17 protein-coding genes are annotated in these 18,444 nt (G+C 55.3%); 13 read left to right on the top strand and 4 right to left on the bottom strand.

Annotation, left to right across the window (positions count from 1 at the left end; genetic code table 11):
- Positions 1-2 precede the first annotated feature (2 nt).
- From qseG to glnB, 3 genes are all read left to right on the top strand, one after another.
- Positions 3-686, top strand: coding sequence for a two-component system QseEF-associated lipoprotein QseG (gene qseG / locus E0E17_RS01935; protein ID WP_130831044.1), 684 nt, complete (start codon positions 3-5; stop codon positions 684-686).
- On the top strand, positions 686-2,020 hold the full coding sequence (gene glrR, locus E0E17_RS01930; protein WP_130831043.1) for a two-component system response regulator GlrR: 1,335 nt from the start codon (positions 686-688) through the stop codon (positions 2,018-2,020). Before qseG ends, glrR begins: the two co-directional genes overlap by 1 nt.
- A gap of 162 nt (positions 2,021-2,182) precedes the next feature.
- The gene (glnB, locus tag E0E17_RS01925) at positions 2,183-2,521 is read left to right on the top strand and encodes a nitrogen regulatory protein P-II (RefSeq protein ID WP_017347796.1); all 339 of its coding nucleotides are present in this window, start codon (positions 2,183-2,185) and stop codon (positions 2,519-2,521) included.
- Positions 2,522-2,569: 48 nt separating this feature from the next.
- On the opposite strand, the gene hmpA is transcribed toward glnB, so the two are convergent.
- On the bottom strand, positions 2,570-3,754 hold the full coding sequence (hmpA, locus tag E0E17_RS01920; RefSeq protein ID WP_130831042.1) for an NO-inducible flavohemoprotein: 1,185 nt from the start codon (positions 3,752-3,754) through the stop codon (positions 2,570-2,572).
- Between the two features lie 328 nt (positions 3,755-4,082).
- Here hmpA and glyA point away from each other — a divergent pair, with 328 nt between their 5' ends.
- Together glyA and E0E17_RS01910 are read left to right on the top strand one after the other, a co-directional pair.
- Complete coding sequence (gene glyA / locus E0E17_RS01915; RefSeq protein ID WP_130831041.1) at positions 4,083-5,336, top strand: serine hydroxymethyltransferase; 1,254 nt, start codon at positions 4,083-4,085, stop codon at positions 5,334-5,336.
- A gap of 150 nt (positions 5,337-5,486) precedes the next feature.
- Entirely contained in the window at positions 5,487-6,623 is a 1,137-nt protein-coding gene (locus E0E17_RS01910) for a 3-phenylpropionate MFS transporter (protein WP_130831040.1), read from the top strand.
- Here the strand turns inward: E0E17_RS01910 and csiE are convergent.
- The gene (csiE, locus tag E0E17_RS01905) at positions 6,620-7,888 is read right to left on the bottom strand and encodes a stationary phase inducible protein CsiE (protein ID WP_130835429.1); all 1,269 of its coding nucleotides are present in this window, start codon (positions 7,886-7,888) and stop codon (positions 6,620-6,622) included. The two genes, E0E17_RS01910 and csiE, sit on opposite strands and share 4 nt — an antisense overlap.
- A gap of 519 nt (positions 7,889-8,407) precedes the next feature.
- Between csiE and E0E17_RS01900 the strand changes: the two genes are divergently transcribed.
- Positions 8,408-9,424 carry a YrzE family protein gene (locus E0E17_RS01900; RefSeq protein WP_130831039.1) on the top strand — a complete coding sequence of 339 codons (1,017 nt, stop codon included), beginning with the start codon at positions 8,408-8,410 and terminating at the stop codon, positions 9,422-9,424.
- A 58-nt stretch (positions 9,425-9,482) separates the two neighbouring features.
- Here E0E17_RS01900 and suhB read toward each other — a convergent pair whose 3' ends face one another.
- The gene (suhB, locus tag E0E17_RS01895; protein WP_130831038.1) at positions 9,483-10,286 is read right to left on the bottom strand and encodes an inositol-1-monophosphatase; all 804 of its coding nucleotides are present in this window, start codon (positions 10,284-10,286) and stop codon (positions 9,483-9,485) included.
- A gap of 120 nt (positions 10,287-10,406) precedes the next feature.
- Between suhB and trmJ the strand changes: the two genes are divergently transcribed.
- The 5 genes from trmJ to sseB all read left to right on the top strand — a co-directional run bounded on the left by trmJ (position 10,407) and on the right by sseB (position 15,342).
- Complete coding sequence (gene trmJ, locus E0E17_RS01890) at positions 10,407-11,138, top strand: tRNA (cytosine(32)/uridine(32)-2'-O)-methyltransferase TrmJ (RefSeq protein WP_130831037.1); 732 nt, start codon at positions 10,407-10,409, stop codon at positions 11,136-11,138.
- Positions 11,139-11,288: 150 nt separating this feature from the next.
- Positions 11,289-11,786 carry a Fe-S cluster assembly transcriptional regulator IscR gene (gene iscR / locus E0E17_RS01885; protein ID WP_130831036.1) on the top strand — a complete coding sequence of 166 codons (498 nt, stop codon included), beginning with the start codon at positions 11,289-11,291 and terminating at the stop codon, positions 11,784-11,786.
- An 89-nt stretch (positions 11,787-11,875) separates the two neighbouring features.
- Positions 11,876-13,048: an IscS subfamily cysteine desulfurase gene (locus E0E17_RS01880; protein ID WP_130831035.1), complete on the top strand. Its 1,173-nt coding sequence runs from the start codon at positions 11,876-11,878 to the stop codon at positions 13,046-13,048.
- Between the two features lie 184 nt (positions 13,049-13,232).
- Positions 13,233-14,519, top strand: coding sequence for an aminopeptidase PepB (gene pepB, locus E0E17_RS01875; protein WP_130831034.1), 1,287 nt, complete (start codon positions 13,233-13,235; stop codon positions 14,517-14,519).
- Between the two features lie 58 nt (positions 14,520-14,577).
- Positions 14,578-15,342 (top strand): enhanced serine sensitivity protein SseB, encoded by a 765-nt coding sequence (gene sseB, locus E0E17_RS01870; protein ID WP_130831033.1) that lies wholly within the window; start codon positions 14,578-14,580, stop codon positions 15,340-15,342.
- A 32-nt stretch (positions 15,343-15,374) separates the two neighbouring features.
- Here sseB and sseA read toward each other — a convergent pair whose 3' ends face one another.
- A complete protein-coding gene (sseA, locus tag E0E17_RS01865; RefSeq protein WP_130831032.1) occupies positions 15,375-16,217 on the bottom strand; it encodes a 3-mercaptopyruvate sulfurtransferase in 843 nt (280 codons plus the stop codon).
- Positions 16,218-16,645: 428 nt separating this feature from the next.
- Between sseA and ndk the strand changes: the two genes are divergently transcribed.
- Together ndk and rlmN are read left to right on the top strand one after the other, a co-directional pair.
- Complete coding sequence (gene ndk / locus E0E17_RS01860; RefSeq protein ID WP_130831031.1) at positions 16,646-17,077, top strand: nucleoside-diphosphate kinase; 432 nt, start codon at positions 16,646-16,648, stop codon at positions 17,075-17,077.
- A 187-nt stretch (positions 17,078-17,264) separates the two neighbouring features.
- Positions 17,265-18,434 carry a dual-specificity RNA methyltransferase RlmN gene (gene rlmN, locus E0E17_RS01855; protein WP_130831030.1) on the top strand — a complete coding sequence of 390 codons (1,170 nt, stop codon included), beginning with the start codon at positions 17,265-17,267 and terminating at the stop codon, positions 18,432-18,434.
- Positions 18,435-18,444 lie beyond the last annotated feature (10 nt).

The raw sequence follows: 18,444 nt of genomic DNA, 5'->3' as shown, positions 1-18,444 counted from the left end.
AGATGAAATTATCCCTGATCCCTGCCGCGCTGAGCTGTTGTGTCTTATTGCTGCTTGCCGCCTGCAGTCAGCACGCGGTGACGCCGCCGGTGCGGCCAAAAAGTACGGTGCCGGAGCCGGAAGTGAAGCTGCCTGATTATCTGGCGGTGGAGTGTACGCACGTCTGGCCGGTAGAAAATCCCGACGCCATGCGCAATCCGCTCTACTGGCTGCGCGCGATGGACTGCGCCAGCCGCCTGACGTCGGCTCAGGCGCGTGCAGAAGCGTCGCGCTGGCCCGCTGAGAACTGGGCACGCGCGTTTAAGCAGGGGGTTTTGCTGGCCAATGGCAAAGTCACGCCGCCTGAGCGCCGCGAGTTTGTCGACACACTGGACAGCTACAGCAGCGACGTTCCCGCCAGCGTACGGCCGCTGATGCAGCTCTGGCGCAGCTATCAGGCGGCGGAACTCGATCTCTCCGCGTCACGTTTACGCTATGCGCATCTGCAGCAAAGCAATGACAGCCAGCTGGATACGCTGCGTCAGCAGCAGCAGAAGCTTACCCGGGAGCTCGCTGAGACCCGTCATAAACTGGAGCGGCTGACGGATATCGAGCGCCAGCTCTCATCGCGTAAATCATCGGATCTCCCGGACGGGAACCATGCAACCATGCCGGATGGCAATAATGTAACAAATGAGGATCACTGATGGTTAAACAGGCCGCCCGGCTACTGTTAGTGGATGATGATCCCTCGCTGCTGAAGCTGCTGGGGATGCGTCTGACCAGTGAGGGTTTTCAGGTCACTACCGCCGCCAGCGGCGCCGAGGCGCTGCGTCAGCTGCAGAAAGAGAAGATTGATCTGGTGATCAGCGATCTCTGTATGGATGAGATGGACGGAATGGCGCTGTTCGGCGAGATTCAGCGGCGCAACCCGGGCTTACCGGTGATTATCCTCACCGCACACGGTTCGATACCAGAGGCTGTTTCCGCCACGCAGCAGGGGGTGTTCAGCTTCCTGACCAAGCCGGTAGATCGGGATGCGCTCTATAAAGCCATCGACGAGGCGCTGGCGCAGCGCGCACCCGTCAGCGACGATCGCTGGCGTGAGGCGATTGTGACGCGCAGCCCGCAAATGCTGCGTCTGCTGGAGCAGGCGCATATGGTGGCGCAGTCGGACGTCAGCGTGTTGATTAATGGTCAGAGCGGCAGCGGCAAAGAGGTACTGGCGCAGGCGATCCATGCGGCCAGCCCGCGTGCCGGTCAGCCCTTTATCGCCATCAACTGCGGCGCTTTGCCGGAACAGCTGCTGGAGTCTGAACTTTTTGGTCATGCCAGAGGAGCCTTTACCGGCGCGGTCAGCGCGCGCGAAGGGCTGTTTCAGGCGGCGCAGGGCGGCACGCTGTTCCTGGATGAGATTGGCGATATGCCGCCCGCGCTGCAGGTTAAGCTGCTGCGGGTGCTGCAGGAGCGCAAGGTCAGACCGCTGGGGAGCAATCAGGATCTGGAGATTGATGTGCGCATTATCTCCGCCACCCATCGCGATCTGCCCAAGGTAATGGAAAGAAAAGAGTTTCGCGAAGATCTCTATTACCGGCTGAATGTGGTTAACCTGAAGATTCCGCCGCTGCATGAACGCGCAGAAGATATCCCGCTGCTGGCCAATCATCTGCTGCGTCAGTCCGCCGATCGCCACAAACCTTTTGTACGCAGCTTCTCTGTCGATGCAATGAAACGTCTGATGACGGCCAGCTGGCCAGGCAATGTACGACAACTGGTGAACGTAATAGAGCAGTGTGTGGCGTTGAGTACCTCACCGGTGATTAGCGGTGCTCTGGTTGAACAGGCGCTGGCCGGGGAAAACACTGTGCTGCCGACTTTTGTCGAGGCGCGTAATCAGTTTGAGCTGAATTATCTGCGCAAACTGTTGCAGATGACCAAAGGAAATGTGACAAACGCAGCACGTCTGGCTGGACGTAACCGCACCGAGTTTTATAAGCTGCTGGCGCGCCATGAACTGGACGCCAGTGATTTTAAAGAGTAGCTTGCTGCCGCAACGGCGTACTTTTCGTCCCGCCAGAGCCGTGCAGACAGGAAGGTTCCCTGTTTTCCCGCTGAGATGCGCCTTCAGTCTGCGCCAGCGCCGGGAGCATTTATACTATCAGTTACCCATCCGGCCACGGAGGGAGTGAGAAAAGGATCTGTCATGAAAAAGATTGATGCAATCATCAAACCATTCAAACTCGACGACGTGCGTGAAGCGTTGGCTGAAGTCGGTATTACCGGGATGACGGTAACGGAAGTGAAAGGCTTTGGTCGCCAGAAAGGGCATACCGAACTCTATCGCGGCGCCGAATATATGGTCGACTTTCTGCCCAAGGTCAAAATCGAAATGGTGGTGGGCGACGATATCGTTGATACCTGCGTCGAAACCATCATGAAAACGGCGCAGACCGGCAAAATCGGTGATGGCAAAATTTTCGTCTTTGACGTCGCGCGCGTGGTGCGTATTCGTACCGGCGAAGAGGATGAAGAAGCTATCTGACGATAGTAAAGAAAAAAGGCCCGCAGCGGGCCTTTTTGTTTATCAGATTTACAGCACTTTGTGCGGGCCAAAAACTTCGTAATGAATACGGCTCGCCTCAACGCCCGCTGCCAGCAGCTGACGCGCGACATACTGCATAAAGCCCAGCGGACCACACAGGTAAAATTCCCGGTTCTTTTCCTGCATTTCTGCGGACACCGCCGCCAGATCCATCAGCCCCTGCACGTCATAACGCCCGGCATCCTGCGCATGCGGTTCGCGATACCAGATACGCTGGGAAAAGTGGCTGAGCTGACTGCCGGTCCGGGTCACTTCATCACGAAAAGCGTGCTGCTCACCGGCTTCCGTAGCGTGCAGCCAGTTCACCTGCGCCGGATGCTGCGCTTGCGCCAGCGCATGCAGCATCGCCAGCATCGGTGTTAAGCCTACGCCCGCTGAAATCAGGCTCACCGGCGCTTCCGGCGGGACCTGCAGGAAGAAATCGCCTGCCGGTGCTGCCAGCTGAATCACATCGTCGACTTTTGCGTTATCGTGCAGCCAGCCGGAGACCGTCCCCTGCGCTTCGCGTTTCACCGCAATACGGTAACGCTGACCATCAGGCAGTTGGGTCAGGGAATACTGGCGGATCTGCTGATAAGCGAACGCTTCCGGCTGCAGATAGACCGCAACGTACTGGCCGGGCAGGTAATCCGCAACGGGTTGACCATCCACCGGCTCGAAGGTAATGCTCTTAATTACGCTGCTCTGTACCTCAATGGCGCTGATACGGAAGGCGCGGGTACCACGCCAGCCGCCAGTTTTCGTTTCTGACGCCTGATAGATCGCCTCTTCACGTTTGATAAAGACGTCGGCTAATACGGCATAGGCTCTGCCCCAGGCGGCCAGTACTTCATCGCCCGGATTCAGCAGTTCTTTAATCGTCGCCAGCAGATGTTCGCCGACTACCGCATATTGTTCCGGCTTCACATTCAGGCTGGTGTGTTTCTGGGCGATCTTTTCTACGGCGGGCAACAGCACCGCCAGATTATCCAGATTACCGCCGTAAGCGCAGATGGCATTAAAAAGCGCTTCGCGCTGACCGCCGTTACGCTGGTTATTCATATTGAAGACGTTTTTCAGCTCCGGATGATGAGTAAACAGGCGATCATAGAAATGCGCAGTAAGTTTCGGACCGACCTCAGCGATAGCGGGCAGGGTGGATTTCACAATGGCAATAGTTTGGGCATCGAGCATGAGTGTGCTCCTCAGGGGTTGCTATAAGTTGCATTTTAAATGCATCTTATAGCTGCCGTTTCGTTGTGTAAACAGATCCCTCTCTTTTTGATGAAAAAAGAGTGTAGAAGAGCAGCATGAAAAAACGCACTGAACAGAATGAGAAAATTTCCACATAGCCTAATGGGGATAAAAGGCGGTAAAAGCCTGTCATGCCGCCATGCCAATCGTTTGCGTAAAAAGAGGGTTTTCACGCTACCGTCCCCTGGCAAAACGGTTTACACTGTGGGCCTTCGCCCATTCAGGGGCCAAAAAGCCGTTTAAAAGTTAGCTGAGTCAGGAGATGCGGATGTTAAAGCGTGATATGAACATTGCCGATTACGATGCCGAGTTGTGGCAGGCGATGGAGCAAGAAAAAGTGCGTCAGGAAGAGCACATTGAACTGATTGCTTCTGAGAATTACACCAGCCCGCGCGTCATGCAGGCGCAAGGTTCGCAGCTCACCAATAAATACGCTGAAGGCTATCCGGGCAAACGCTACTACGGCGGTTGTGAATATGTGGATATCGTTGAGCAACTGGCGATCGATCGCGCTAAGGCGCTGTTTGGCGCAGATTACGCTAATGTACAGCCGCACTCCGGTTCTCAGGCTAACTTTGCCGTCTTTACCGCATTGCTGCAGCCGGGCGATACCATCCTGGGGATGAATCTGGCGCACGGCGGCCACCTGACTCATGGCTCACCGGTTAACCTCTCCGGAAAACTTTATAACGTCGTGCCTTACGGCATTGATGAAACCGGCAAGATTAACTACGACGAACTGGCTGAACTGGCGCAAACCCATAAGCCCAAAATGATCATTGGCGGCTTCTCCGCTTACTCCGGTATCTGTGACTGGGCGAAAATGCGTGAAATCGCTGACAGCGTGGGTGCCTGGCTGTTTGTGGATATGGCTCACGTGGCCGGTCTGGTAGCTGCTGATGTTTACCCGAACCCGGTTCCGCATGCGCACATTGTTACCACCACCACCCATAAAACCCTGGCGGGACCGCGTGGCGGCCTGATCCTGGCGAAAGGTGGCGATGAAGATCTTTATAAAAAACTGAATTCCGCCGTGTTCCCGGGCGGCCAGGGCGGTCCGTTGATGCATGTTATCGCCGGTAAAGCCGTGGCGCTGAAAGAAGCGATGGAGCCGGAATTCAAAATTTATCAGCAGCAGGTCGCGAAGAACGCCAAAGCCATGGTGGAAGTGTTCCTGGAGCGCGGCTATAACGTCGTTTCTGGCGGTACGCATAACCACCTGTTCCTGCTGGATCTGGTCGACAAAAATCTGACCGGTAAAGAGGCTGACGCCGCCCTGGGTCGCGCGAATATCACCGTGAACAAAAACAGCGTGCCGAACGATCCGAAAAGCCCGTTTGTGACCTCCGGTATCCGTATCGGTACTCCGGCGGTGACCCGTCGCGGCTTTAAAGAAGCGGAAGTGCGTGAACTGGCTGGCTGGATGGTTGATGTGCTGGACAACATCAATGATGATGGCACCATTGAACGCATCAAGCAGAAAGTGCTCGACATCTGCGCGCGCTTCCCGGTTTATGCCTGATCCGCTTTTCGCGCAGGCGATGTAATGAATAAGGATGGCGAAAGCCATCCTTTTTTTTGCCTCCCATTTACGCTTGTTCTTTTACGCAGGCGCTGCCAGAGTAGCGCCTCTGCTGTACCCGGAAAGCACACCATCATTGTCGGAGGGAAAATGACAATACGTTCCGCTTACTGGCTCGGTTTGGGCTACTTCACCTATTTCTTTTGCTACGGCATCTATCTGCCTTTCTGGGGCGTCTGGTTAAAGGGCACCGGTCTGGATGCGGAGAAAATCGGCCTGCTGCTCGGCTGTGGCATGGTGGCCCGTTTTATCGGCAGTCTGCTGATTGCTTCGCAGGTCAAAAATCCGGCGCGCCTGGTGACGGCCCTGCGTCTGCTGGCGTTGCTGACCTGCCTGTTTGCCAGCGGCTACTGGCTCGGCGAGCACTGGCTGTGGTTGTTACTGGCGATGGTGGGCTTTAACCTGTTCTTTTCTCCGCTGGTGCCGCTCAGTGATGCACTGGCGGCCACCTGGACGCGGCAAATCGGACTGGTATATGGGCCGGTCAGGCTCTGGGGCTCGCTGGCCTTCGTTATCAGTTCAGCACTCACCGGTATGCTGGTAAGCGGCCGGTCGACGCAGGCGATTCTGGCGCTGCTCTCGCTGGGACTGCTGGCGATGCTGGGTGGGATGCTGCTGCGACCCGCTACGCTACCACAAGGGGCGGAACGGCAGGGAACGGTGAAGAACGGCAAGTCCTGGGGCGCACTGTTGCAGGAACATGACGTCTGGCGTTTTATGTTATGCGTGACGCTGTTGCAGGGCGCGCATGCCGCCTATTACGGCTTCAGCGCCATTTACTGGCAGGAGGCGGGCTACTCCGCCACCCTGGTGGGGTATCTCTGGTCACTGGGCGTAGTGGCGGAAATCCTGACGTTTGCGCTGAGTAACCGGTTGTTTCACCGCTGGCAGGCACGCGATCTGCTGCTGCTCTCAGCGGTATGTGCGCTGGTACGCTGGAGTCTGCTTGGTGCGACCACCGCACTGCCGTGGTTGCTGATAGCGCAGATTTTACACTGTGGCAGTTTTACCCTGTGCCATCTGGCCGCGATGCGCTTTATTGCCGCCCATCAGGGGGCTGAAGTGATCCGTTTGCAGTCGCTCTATTCCGCGCTGGCGATGGGCGGCGGTATTGCGTTGATGACCATGATTTGCGGCCTGCTCTACAGCCAGCTGCACGGGCAGCTGTTCTGGGTGATGGCGGTTGTGGCGTTGCCTGCGCTTTTCTTGCGGCCGCGGGCAGCTTAAGACTCCAGCAAATGACGGATACGCTGCTGTTGATGCTCGCTGAGGGGCAGCTCGGCATGGATCAGCGGCGGCGAATAAAGAGGAAATGAGGTCGGGTAGGGGGTGATCACCAGCGCAATTTCGCGTGGCGCCCCCTCAGTCTGAAAGGCGCGCATATCCTGATAGCAGAAATTCACCGGCAACAGCGTAATTTCACGGATCTGCTGTTCAATATCCTGCTCCAGCTGCGCATTATCGCCGGTAAGCAACAACACCTGCTTCTCCTGTAACACATTATCCTGCATCAGCCAGGCGCCAAAAATCACGGCAATCAGGCCGATCTCCTCGGCGGAAAAGCGAATGGTAAACTCGCTTTCAAAGGTTTCCAGCGCCTGACGTGTGGTGCGCAGCAAGCGGGGATAGAGACGCGTCACTTCCTGCGTCAGAATATTATCGATGCCAACGCTAAAGTGGCAGCGATCCAGCGCCTGCGCCAGGTGGGTATAAAGCTGCTTTTGCAAGCCCGCCTGGTCACTGATAGATCGACCCGACAGATTTTCAAAACGCGCAATCAACTGCCGGGTCGCCTCCATCAGCCGTATTTCAGCCGCATGACGGATCGCTTCGGCGGACGGGGCATGGATCATGCTGAATAACAGCGTCCAGAAGTCAATTTCACTGGCATCCGGCGTTAAATGGCAGCGCTTACGCCAGTGATGAATCACATCCTCTGCTGCAGCGCGTTCCGCTTTTTGCAGCAGCCATTGCTGCTGTAATTCATTGAACAGTACGGCCTGACGCTGACACAGGCCATACTTCATAAAAATCTGCAGAAACAGGCGATCCCGGGCCGTAAACTCCCGTCCCAGCCGCAGGCTGCAGTGCAGAATCAGCGCCTGCAGGTTAGTTTCATCATACAGCGCCTTTTCGATTTTCAGCACTTTCAGTCGCTGGCGCAGCGCCGGGGCGAAATGCTGGCGGACAAAGTCTTCAGACAAACGCAGGCTACGCCGCAGCCAGTGCAGCAGGCAAAGCCGTCGTTGCAGTTCGGTGCCATGAATGCGAAAGCTGCCATCAACCATTTGATGCAGCTCCAGCTGATGGTAACGCTGTATCTCATCGCCAACATCGGCAATATCCTGTCGGGCAACGCCGGGCTCAACCCCATTGATCTGGCAGAGCTTATCGAGCGTGAGCGCGGGAGCAGGCAGATACAACAACAGTAAAAGATGGCAACGACGCTGCGAACGGCTGAAGAGTGGTGCTGTAGATGGAGCAGAACTCATCATGCAGGATTCCGTCGGTCATTTCTGGGTTTAGAATAGCTAATTATTTACCTGTTTTATTGTTCAAGCGGTGACTTTTAGTCAGAGCTTTAAGGCGGGTCACAGAATTTTTGCAAACAGCAGATCTGGCCTCTGCTTTTGAAGATTTTATAGCGCTGAAATCTCTCTGCCGATCTGTAAGAGCAGTCGGACATGGCAGGGGAAAAGAGCTGTATAGTTAATGTATAAAAAATAATAAGGAGACTAATATTTGCCGCTATCTGAAGTCTGTTTATATTAGTCTTTATTTTAATTGATATAATTAAACGCAGCGGTAGTGGTTATTTTCCGCTGCGCTTAAATAACGCTGTTTATCTCACCGCTGCGCTTGTTATTTTTATCTGTGCTTTATTTTTCTATTTTGCCGCTGGGCTGGAGAAAACAGATTTCACTGTCTACGATGTTATTAACCAAAAGGAAGATCATCTGTATGGATGAATAAATAAGAACGCGTCGATCTGTCTCATAAGGAGATTTACTATGCCCGAAACCTGGAAAAATAGCGGTAGAACGGAAACCGTTACTACGCATGAAGAACACGGATTACCCCTGAAGCGAATTTCCTGGAGCGCTGTTTTTGCGGGCGTAATCTGCGCACTGGTTGTGCATGTTTTACTTACCCTGTTGGGTACGGCAATTGGTGCGACAACCGTTGATCCGATGGAGGAACCCAATCCGTTACAAAATCTGGGAACCGGTGCGCTGGTCTGGACCGGTATTGAAATGCTGATTGCGATGGCCGCCGGTAGTTATATTGCCGGGCGTCTGGCGCAACGGGAAGGTGCATTACACGGCTTATTGATGTTTGGTATCAGTACCCTGTTTACTATCTGGCTGGCGATTACGCTGGTGAGCAGTGTGGTTGGCGGCGCCATGAATGTATTAGGCGCGGGTTTCCAGGCCATTGGCAGCGGTATTTCTGCGGCAGCGCCTTCGGTGACGCAAATGGCAAGAGATAAGCTGCAGGAAAATAATATTAATCTGGATGACTTGCAGAATGAACTGGAAACCACGCTGCGTCAGACAGGTAAACCTGAATTACAACCGGAAAATATCGAAGGCGATGTTAATCGCGAAGCAAATAATGCGCAGAATCAGGCGCAAGATACTGCCAGCCACCCACAGTCGGCCGATACAGATTTAGCCAACTGGATCCGTGGCGTAATGAATCGTCATGCCGATACGTTACAGGCAGCTGACCGTGATGCGCTGAAAAATATTATTAAAGCGCGTACCGGTAAGAGCGATCAGGAAGTGGAACAGATCGTCACGCAGACGGAGCAGAGTTATCAGCAGGCAGTGCAACAATATCAGCAGCTGAAACAGCAGGCGGAGCAGAAGGCGCGTGAAGCTGCCGAGCAGGCCGCAGCAGCGACCTCAAAAGCCAGCTGGTTTGCCTTCTTTATGCTGATTATTGAAGCGATTCTGGCCGGCGTAATGGGAATGGTGGGTCGGCGTACACAGCCGCGCCAGGTTCTGAGTCACGAACGTCGTTAATGGAACACAGGCATAAAAAAAGGCGGAGCAATCCGCCTTTTGCTTTTTTATTGGCAACTTAGCGTTTCAGCGCTTCGCTCAGTTCGTCACGCATGTTCGCCAGCAATGATTTCACTACGCGCGGGTTACCTGCCACCAGGTTACCGGAAAGCAGATAGCCGTGGCCGCCAGTGAAATCTGTTACCAGACCGCCCGCTTCACGCACCAGCAGTTCACCGCCAGCAAAATCCCACGGCTTCAGGCCGATTTCAAAGTAGCCATCCACGCGGCCGGCTGCCACATAGGCGAGATCCAGCGCTGCAGAGCCGGTACGACGGAAGTCGGCGCACTGGGTAAACAGTTTGCTGACCAGATTGATATAGGCCGCAGAGTGCTGTTTGGCTTTGAACGGAAAACCGGTGGCGAGAATGGTGCCATCCAGGTCGCGTGCATTGCTGCCGCGCAGACGATAGCCATTCAGCTGGGCACCCTGGCCACGTACAGCCGTAAAGAGTTCATTACGCATCGGATCGTAAACCACGGCCACTTCGGTGCGGCCTTTCAGGCGCACGGCGATAGAGACGGCAAAGTGGGGAAGACGTTTGATGAAGTTGGTGGTGCCATCCAGCGGATCGATAACCCATTGAACATCCTGATCTTCACCCGCCAGTTCACCGCTTTCTTCGGTGATAATGGTGTGCTGCGGATAAGATTTACGAATGACTTCGATAATCAGGCGTTCTGCTTCGCGGTCAACATTGGTAACGAAGTCGTTGCTGCCTTTCTGGCTCGCTTCAACGGCGTCCGGGGTTTCATAGTTCTTGGCAATTAAATTTCCGGCCTTGCGCGCAGCGCGCACGGCGATGTTGAGCATCGGATGCATCGGTATCTCTCACTGGATGTTAAAGAACGGGGAAAACGGCGCGGAGTATATCAGTCTGATCGGTAAATGTCCTGCTTTTATGTTAGGATGCGCAAAATCGTTATCTGGCTAACTTTAACTATGCTGCAAAATATCCGTATTGTGCTGGTGGAAACCTCACACACCGGCAACATGGGCTCAGTGGCCCGCGCTATGAAAACCATGGGCTTAAGTCATCTCTGCCTGGTAAACCCGCTGGTAAAACCCGACTCTCAGGCCATCTCGCTGGCGGCCGGGGCCAGTGATGTGATTGGCAATGCGCGCATTGTCGACTCGCTGGATGAAGCCATTTCCGGCTGTAGCCTGGTGGTTGGCACCAGTGCACGCTCACGCTCGCTGCCCTGGCCGATGCTGGATGCGCGCGAATGCGGCGTCAAAAGCGTAGAAGAGGGACAGCAGGCTCCGGTGGCGCTGGTTTTTGGCCGTGAGCGCGTTGGTCTGACCAATGAAGAGCTGCAAAAGTGCCATTATCACGTCGCGATCCCGGCGAACCCGGAATACAGTTCGCTCAACCTGGCGATGGCGGTACAGATTATCGCCTACGAAGTGCGCATGGCCTGGTTGCAGGCGCAGGAGCAGCAGCAGGAAAAACCGCAGTATGAGGAGTCACCTTATCCGCTGGTGGATGATCTGGAACGTTTCTACCAGCACATGGAACAGATGATGCTGAGCAGCGGCTTTATTCGCGAAGCTAACCCCGGTCAGGTGATGAGTAAGCTGCGCCGCCTCTATACCCGCGCCCGTCCCGAGCGTGATGAGCTCAATATCCTGCGCGGTATGCTCGCCTCCTTTGAAAAGCGGCGGGACGAGTAACCACGGGCGGCAGTAGTTGACTGTTTTACCTGGGTAAATACTTGAGTAATTTACCTGGTTAAATAGTTGACCAAAACACTCAGGAATGTCAGACTTGCGGCCATCTTTTATTAACCTCCGACAACCGGAAGATCACCGAGGTCGTACGCTATGAGACTGACATCCAAAGGACGTTATGCCGTCACTGCCATGCTTGATGTTGCACTTCACTCCCATCAGGGGCCAGTGCCGTTAGCTGATATTTCTGAGCGTCAGGGGATTTCGCTCTCCTATCTGGAGCAGCTGTTCTCGCGTCTGCGTAAAAACGGCCTGGTGTCCAGCGTACGTGGCCCGGGCGGCGGTTATCTGCTGGGTAAAGATGCCAGTACCATTGCCGTCGGTGCGGTGATCACGGCGGTCGATGAGTCGGTGGATGCCACTAAATGTCAGGGCAAAGAGGGATGTCAGGGCGGCGAGCGCTGTCTTACCCACGTGCTCTGGCGCGACCTGAGCGAGCGTATCAGCGATTTTCTTAACAACATTACGCTGGCCGAGCTGGTCAATAATCAGGAGATCCTTGATGTCGCGGATCGCCAGAACAACGCCGATAATCGCCGCTTTCAAAATAATCGTGTGCAGGAGACCATCAACGTTAATCTGCGCGCCTGAGTCAGGATTTCTCGCCCTTCCTGTTAAAGCAGGAAGGGGATTCAATGATATAACACGACGTATATGCCGTTATACGGAGCTCAAGTCTCATGAAATTACCGATTTATCTGGATTATGCTGCTACGACGCCGGCAGACCCGCGCGTGGCGCAAAAGATGATGCAATATCTTACTCTGGATGGCACCTTCGGTAATCCTGCTTCCCGTTCTCACCGTTTTGGCTGGCAGTCAGAAGAAGCGGTAGACGTGGCGCGTAATCAGATCGCGGATTTGGTGGGCGCCGATCCGCGTGAAATTATCTTCACCTCTGGCGCGACGGAGTCGGACAATCTGGCGATCAAAGGGGCTGCCCATGCCAGTCAGCAGAAAGGCAAGCACATCATTACCAGCAAAACCGAACACAAAGCGGTACTGGACAGCTGTTTGCAGCTGGAGCGGGAAGGTTTTGACATCACCTGGCTGACGCCACAGCCTGACGGCATTATCCCGGTCAGCGCTATCGAAGCGGCATTGCGCCCCGATACCGTGCTGGTTTCCATTATGCACGTCAATAACGAAACGGGGGTGGTGCAGGATATTGCCGCTATTGGCGAGCTGTGCCGCTCACGTGAGATTGTTTTTCATGTCGATGCCACCCAGAGCGTGGGCAAACTGCCCATCGACCTGAGTCAGCTGCAGGTGGATTTGATGTCTTTCTCGGCACATAAAATTTATGGTCCGAAAGGCATTGGCGCGCTGTATGTGCGACGCAAACCGCGTATCCAGCTGGAAGCGCAAATTCATGGCGGCGGACATGAACGCGGCATGCGTTCCGGTACGTTGCCGGTGCATCAGATTGTTGGTATGGGCGAAGCCTGTCGCATTGCCAAAGCGGAACAGGAGAGCGAGATGGCGCGTTTGCGACAGCTGCGCTATCGCCTGTGGCGCGGCATCAGCGAGCTGGATGGCGTTCAGCTGAATGGCGATCTGGAGCAGGGCGCGGCCAACATCCTGAATATCAGCTTTGCGCATGTTGAGGGTGAGTCGCTGATTATGGCGCTGAAAGATCTGGCGCTCTCTTCCGGCTCGGCCTGTACTTCCGCCAGTCTGGAACCCTCCTATGTGCTGCGAGCCCTGGGCATCAGCGAAGAACTGGCGCACAGTTCGCTGCGTTTCTCCCTTGGTCGTTTTACTACGGAAGAGGAGATCGACTATGCCGTGGCGCTGGTGCAGAAGTCAGTAAAACGCCTGCGTAACCTGATGCCTGCGGATGCGTCGCGCTGAGTGAGCCTCCTGCTGTAATGTAAGATGCCGACTTTTTCAACGGGCCAGGATGATCTTCTGGCCCGTTTTCGCTTTCATGCAGTACGATGTCGTAACAAGAAAGAACGCGGCAGCGGATAATATTTCCCTCCCGATTCTGTTAGTTTGGCTGGATAACGATACATAACGCATAAGGAGCCACGCGATGACCACACAACCCATGAATATTATGCTCAGTACCCTGGCGGCCGATGCGCGCTGGGGCGAGAAAGCGATCCTGAGTAGCAGTGATGCGGGCATAACGCTCCACCTGACTGGCAGTGAGCCACTCAACACTATCCAGAGCGCAGCACGTAAAATCGACGGTCAGGGCATTCGTCATGTCGCGCTGAGCGGAGAAGGCTGGGACCTGGAGAAAAGCTGGGCCTTCTGGCAGGGGTATCGTAACCCGAAAGGTCAGCGTCAGATCGTATGGGCGCCGCTGAGTGAGAATGACCAGGCTGAACTGGATCGCCGCCTGAAGGTGATTGACTGGGTACGCAACACCATCAACCTGCCGGCGGAAGAGCTGGGGCCAGAGCAGCTGGCGCGCAGCGCGGTCGATCTGCTCAGTGATGTGGGCGGCAAAGCGGTGACATATCGCATCACCAAAGGCGAAGATCTGCGCGAACAGGGTTATATGGGGCTGCATACCGTTGGACGCGGCTCCAGCCGTGCGCCGGTGTTGCTGGCGCTCGACTTTAACCCCAGCGGTAATGAGAAAGAGCCGGTGTATGCCTGCCTGGTGGGTAAAGGCATTACCTTCGATACCGGCGGCTACAGCCTGAAGCAGAGCAGCTTTATGGACTCAATGAAGTCGGACATGGGCGGCGCGGCGACTGTCACTGGCGCACTGGCGCTGGCGATTGCCCGTGGCCTGCAAAAGCGTGTGAAGCTCTACCTCTGCTGCGCCGACAATATGGTCAGCGGCAACGCCTTCAGGCTGGGCGACATCATTAAGTACCGCAACGGCAAAACGGTCGAGGTGATGAACACCGATGCCGAAGGACGCCTGGTGCTGGCGGACGGGCTGATTGACGCCAGCGCGCAGCAACCTGAACTGCTGATCGATGCTGCCACCCTGACCGGTGCAGCGAAAACCGCGCTTGGCAACGATTATCATGCACTCTTTACCTTTGATGATGTGCTGGCGCAGTCGCTAATGGGCAGCGCGGCCAGCGAGAACGAGCCGTTCTGGCGTCTGCCGCTGGCGGAGTTCCATCGCAACCATCTGCCGTCCAACTTTGCCGATCTCAATAATATCGCCAGCCCGGCACATTCCGCCGGTGCCAGCAGCGCCGCGGCTTTCCTGTCGCATTTTGTTGAGAAGTATCAGCAGGGCTGGCTGCATATCGACTGTTCCGCCACCTACCGTAAAGGCGCCGTGGATCAGTGGTCCGCCGGCGCCACCGGGCTGGGTGTGCGTACTCTGGCAAACATGCTGCTTAAATAAATTTCGCTCATTCAGGCAGGCGCGCTGTCGCCTGCCTTGTTAATTCAGAAAGGCAAACATGAACCGTCTTGAAGAGGTACTGAAGCTGGCGGCGACCGAACCGGCTCACCGTCCGGAATTTTTTCAACTGCTGTTAGCGGCTGACGCCTGGATCCCCGGCGAAAGCAGTGCCGCACAGCTGGATGCCAGCACCCCGGTCGACCTGCAACACTGGGAAAAAGAGGATGGCACCAGCATCATTCCTTTTTTCAGTTCGGAAGAGGCGATGGCGGAAGCCACCAGCGATGAGCAATCTTACGTCAGAATGCCGGTGCGCACGTTGTTTGAAATGACGCTGGGGGAAACACTGTTTCTCAATCCCAAACTGCCCACAGGGAAGGAGTTTACCGCGGCGGAAATTGCCCATCTGCTGGATGAAACGGGGAATGCGCTGAGTGAACAGAAGGTCCTGGAGGGCGGGCATCAGCTGCTGCTGTCGGAAGTGGCCGAGCCGCCTGCGCAGATGATCGATTCGCTCACCCAGCTGTTCAGTAAATATAAACAGGTGCGTCGCGCCTTTGTCGCCAGTATCCGGGAAAGCGCTGATGAGCAGCCGAATTTGTTGATCGGCATTGAAGCGGACAGTGATATCGAGGCGATTATTCAGGCGGCAGGCAGTGTTGCCACCGATACTTTACCTGATGATGCGCCCGTCGATATTTGTCAGGTCGTGGCCGAAGATCGTGGCATCAGCCACTTTTTTACTGCCCATATCCCGCCTTTTTATGAACGCCGCTGGGGCAGCTTTCTGCGTGATTTCAAAGGCAGTGAGCGCATCCTGTAAGGCAGACGCGGTCAGCTGACCGCGTCCGCATCTTATGGCGCAATGGGCAGATCGTCACGGCTGCCCCATTCCCCCCAGGAGCCGTCGTAGAGTGCCACATTGCGTACTCCCAGCGCCGTCAGCGCCAGAATCACTACTGCTGCCGTCACGCCCGATCCACAGCTGGCAACGACCGGCTGGTCGATATCGACACCGGCCCGGGCAAAAAGAGTACGCAGTTCCGCTTCCGGCTTCAGCTGGCCCTGTTCCACCAGCTGGTTCCAGGGCAGGTTGCGGCTGCCAGGGATATGACCACGGCGCAGGCCTGGACGCGGTTCGTCAACTTCGGCATTAAAGCGATTCGCCGCCCGCGCATCCACAATCTGCGCCGACCCTTCATGGCTGATCAGCAGGACGTCGGTAAGACGTTTCACCTGGCTGGCATCGAACTTCGCTTCAAATTCCGCTTCCGGCAGCGTTACCAGGCCTGTCGCCAGCGGCAGTCCGGCGGATCGCCACGCTTCCAGGCCACCGGCAAGCAGCGATACCTGCTCCACGCCAAAAGCGCGCAGCATCCACCAGGCGCGCGGCGCGGAAAACAGATTGCCTTCGTCATAGACCACCAGATGTTTGTCGCTGCTGACGCCCAGTTCGCGCATGACAACGGCAAAGGTTTCTGCGCGCGGCATCATATGCGGGTAAGGGCTGGTGTGATCGGAAAGCGCTTCAATATTAAAAAAGGCGGCGTTCGGCAGGTGGCCAGCCAGATATTCAGCGGTAATGTCGCGAAACGCCTCCTGACCGGGCGGCAACATACGCGCATCCAGTACCTGTACGTTTTCCTCGGTGTAATGTTCATTTAACCATTCAACGGACACAAACAGGGGAGCTGACATAGCAACCTCTTTTCATCATCGGGAAAGGGTTCAGTTTCCGGGAATGTGCAGGCTATCTCAAGGGCAGCGTTGATTAAATTAACGCAGCGCTGTGAAATTGCTCAACAAAGTCACTGGATCTTCCCGAACCGGCACTACCACCTGGCGAACAAACACACTCCGTTATCGCTCTTTCTGCACTTCAGTCGCCAGCGCAGCGCGGCTGGTGGTTATAAATGAAGCAGAGCAGCGGGCAGCGGGTGCGGTTACAGCGCAATAAAGCTGAGGTAGCGCATATTTCTTGTGGGCTCGCGCTGATTAACGTCAATATTTTCCATAAAACCGCCGATCGCGCATAGGCAACAGGCGTTGTTCTTCCTATAATCGGCGCGTTTTCTTACCGGGAGTGGGTTCCCGGTTTCTTCAGGTTAGTCAAGACAGAGGTCAATATGACAATCGAACGTACTTTTTCCATCATTAAGCCGAACGCAGTCGCTAAAAATGTGATTGGCGCTATCTATAACCGTTTCGAAAGCGCAGGTTTTAAAATCGTTGCGGCTAAAATGCTGCATCTGAGCAAAGAGCAGGCTGAAGGCTTCTACGCTGAGCACCAGGGCAAACCTTTCTTTGACGGTCTGGTTGAATTCATGACCTCTGGCCCGATCGTCGTGACCGTACTGGAAGGCGAAAATGCCGTTCAGCGTCACCGTGACCTGATGGGCGCGACCAACCCGGCGAATGCGCTGGCAGGTACGCTGCGTGCAGATTACGCAGACAGCTTCACTGAAAACGCCACCCACGGTTCCGATTCTCAGGAATCTGCGGCACGCGAAATCGCCTTCTTCTTCGGCGAAAACGAAATCTGCCCGCGTACCCGTTAATCATCAGCACCCGCCGGGTGGAGGCTGTGGTTTACAAATAATTACGCCTGTGCAGCCCTCCACCCTGGCATCAGGCTGAAGATGTTGTACAATTACGCGCCCTTGTTGAGACACCTCAGCGAGGGCGTTGTTTTTTTCCTATCCTTAACCAGAGCCATAACGTGTAACAACGAGGCCAGAGAAAATTATGTCCGAACAGATTGTGTCGCCGTCGTCCGCTTCCCCCGCGATTGTTTCCCCCAAAAGCGAAAAAATTAACCTGCTGGATCTCAATCGCCAGCAAATGCGCGAGTTCTTCGTCTCTCTCGGTGAAAAGCCATTCCGCGCTGATCAGGTGATGAAATGGATCTATCACTACTGCTGTGATGATTTCGAGCAGATGACCGATATCAACAAAGCGCTGCGCGCGAAGCTGATGCAGCTCACGGAAATCCGTGCGCCGGAAGTGGCGGAAGAGAAACGTTCTGCCGATGGCACCATTAAATGGGCGATCCGGGTTGGCGATCAGCTGGTGGAAACGGTGTATATCCCGGAAGACGATCGCGCCACGCTCTGCGTCTCATCTCAGGTGGGATGCGCCCTCGAGTGTAAGTTCTGCTCAACCGCGCAGCAGGGCTTTAACCGTAACCTGCGTGTGTCTGAAATTATCGGCCAGGTATGGCGTGCGGCGAAAATCATTGGCGCCGCCCGCGTCACCGGTCAGCGTCCGATCACCAACGTGGTGATGATGGGCATGGGCGAACCGCTGCTCAACCTGAACAACGTTGTGCCAGCGATGGAAATCATGCTGGATGACTTCGGCTTTGGCCTGTCGAAACGCCGCGTCACGCTGTCAACCTCCGGTGTGGTTCCGGCGCTGGATAAGCTGGGCGACATGATTGACGTTGCACTGGCAATCTCGCTGCATGCGGCCAATGACAAGCTGCGCGATGAGATCGTGCCGATCAATAAAAAATATAACATCGCGACCTTCCTGGATGCGGTTAAGCGTTATCTGGCGAAATCCAACGCCAATCAGGGCCGGGTGACCATCGAATATGTGATGCTGGATCACGTTAACGACAGCACCGATGATGCCCATCAGCTGGCTGCGCTGCTGAAGGATACGCCGTCGAAAATTAACCTGATTCCGTGGAACCCCTTCCCGGGCGCGCCTTATGGCCGCAGCTCTAACAGCCGGGTAGACCGCTTCGCTAAAGTGTTGATGGAATATGGTTTCACCACGATCGTCCGTAAAACCCGTGGCGATGATATCGATGCTGCCTGTGGTCAGCTGGCAGGTGACGTTATCGACCGTACCAAACGTACGATGCGCAAAAAAATGGCGGGTGAGCCGATATCTGTGAAGGCGCTCTGAAAGCTGAGGT

Source organism: [Erwinia] mediterraneensis, from assembly GCF_900604315.1.
GTDB classification, from domain to species: Bacteria; Pseudomonadota; Gammaproteobacteria; order Enterobacterales; family Enterobacteriaceae; genus Pantoea; species Pantoea mediterraneensis_A.
The sequence above is the reverse complement of the archived record's forward strand: the minus strand, read 5'-3'. Positions and strand labels throughout refer to the sequence as shown.